This window comes from Sphingobacterium shayense (assembly GCF_013179575.1).
GTDB classification, from domain to species: domain Bacteria; phylum Bacteroidota; class Bacteroidia; order Sphingobacteriales; family Sphingobacteriaceae; genus Sphingobacterium; species Sphingobacterium shayense.
On record NZ_JABMCQ010000297.1, the window covers coordinates 1 to 2,044 of the forward strand.

General features: G+C 40.7%; 2 protein-coding genes. Both read left to right on the top strand.

Annotation, left to right across the window (positions count from 1 at the left end; translation table 11 throughout):
• The coding region (locus tag HP439_RS18845) for a M24 family metallopeptidase (protein WP_172391869.1) at positions 1–294 on the top strand (294 nt) is incomplete at its 5' end.
• On the top strand, positions 260–2,044 hold a 1,785-nt coding region (locus HP439_RS18850), incomplete at its 3' end, for a S9 family peptidase (protein ID WP_246229422.1). The genes HP439_RS18845 and HP439_RS18850, both read left to right, overlap by 35 nt.

Genomic DNA, 2,044 nt, shown 5'->3' on the forward strand with positions numbered 1-2,044 from the left:
GACAGTAAGACGTTTGGCTTAAAGTCGCTCCGGCTAGGACGTAGTCTCGAAGCCGGCTTTGTTCTAACCGTCGAACCAGGTATTTACTTTATTCCAGCATTGATCGATCAATGGCAGAGCGAAAATAAGCTATCCGAATTCATAAATTATAACAAAGTCGCAGAATACCGTGATTTTGGAGGAATACGTATCGAGGATGATTTTTTAATTACGAAAGATGGATATCGATTGCTAGGACCTGAACTAATTAAAACAGTAGATGAAATTGAAAACTATAGATCGAACAATGCTTAATAAGGTTATAATTTTAGTTACCTGTACGCTCCTATTATTTAATGTGGGAAATGTGCAGGCACAAATGCAGTGGACTGCAGATGGGAATGGGTATTATTCATTTTCAGATAAAGGAGTTGATATCGTGAGTTTAACTGATTCCGATCAGAATACATCATTTCTGAGTAGCGAAGAACTTATTCCCTCGGGCGCACATGCGCCGTTGGATGTTCAGAGCTTCCAAGTATCACCCCAAGGCAACCAGCTCCTTCTATTTGCAAATACAACACGCGTGTGGCGCGAAAACACAAAAGGAGACTACTGGATTTACAACAAAGAAACCAAAACATTAGAACAACTTGGCGCAAAACAACCTGAGTCTTCACTTATGTTTGCTAAGTTTTCTCCAGATGGAACCAAGGTCGCGTATGTTGCTAAACACAACATCTTTATTGAGAATTTAGCGGATCATACCGTTCAGCAAGTTACTAACGACGGTGGAAATGGAATCATCAATGGGACCTTTGATTGGGTATATGAAGAAGAATTTGGTACTCAAGATGGCTTTCGATGGTCTCCGGATAGCAAGAAAATAGCTTTTTGGAAACTCGATGCACGTGCGACAAGAAACTTTTTGATGATCAATAATACCGACAGTATATATTCTTATACTATTCCCGTAGAATATCCTAAAGTAGGTATGTCGCCTTCCGGTGTTAGTATCTGGATATATGATATCGATGATAAAAACGAAACTAAAGTGGAAATCCAGGGTGCGGAGAATCAAATTTATATTCCTAGAATGGAATGGCTCAATAACTCGTCGGCTGTCATTCTGCAACAATTAAACAGGAAACAAAACGAGAGTCAGATTATCGTTTCACAGGCGATTACTGGTCAATCAAAGTTGATACACAAGGAAACGAGCGACACCTGGATTGATATTAAAGCACGTTGGAATAACAACGATCCGAGTGGGTGGGATTGGATCGATCAAGATCAAACATTTCTTTGGGTATCTGAGAAAAACGGCTGGCGACAGATTTACTCCATCGACATGAACGGAAGAGAAAAACTCATAACAAAAGACGATTTTGATATTATTAATATAGATCTTATCGATCGGAAACATAAGATTATATACTTTACTGCCTCCCCTCAGAACGCGACGCAGACCTATCTCTATCGCATAAATATTAATGGCGGGAAAGCAAAACGTGTTACATCTAAGGAGTTTCCGGGTACAAATAACTACACGATATCGCCTAACGGTAAACTAGCATTGTTTTCCTCCGGCAATACAGAACGGTATATCGCTGGATCAGTGATTTCCCTTCCGGAACACACACAGCTACAGGGACCTGTTAGAGAGATAAATGCAAAACCAGAAGACCCTAAGGTAGAATTTTTTAAAGTCACCACGGTTGACGGAGTTACACTTGACGGATGGATGGTAAAACCAATTAATTTTGATCCAAGTAAAAAGTACCCCGTAGTGTTTTATGTGTACGGTGAACCGGCATCACAAACGGTTACCGACAACTACGGGACAGGTAAAAATAGACTTTATACGGGCGATATGGCTACAGACGGATATATATATGTATCTCTGGAGAATCGAGGCGCGCCAGCACCTAAAGGTGCTGCTTGGCGAAAATCTATCTATAGGAAGATTGGTCGTTTAAATATTCGCGATCAGGCAATGGGGGCGAAAGAAGTATTTAAATTCGGCTTTGTTGATACAACAAGGGTAGCGGTTTGGGGATGGTCA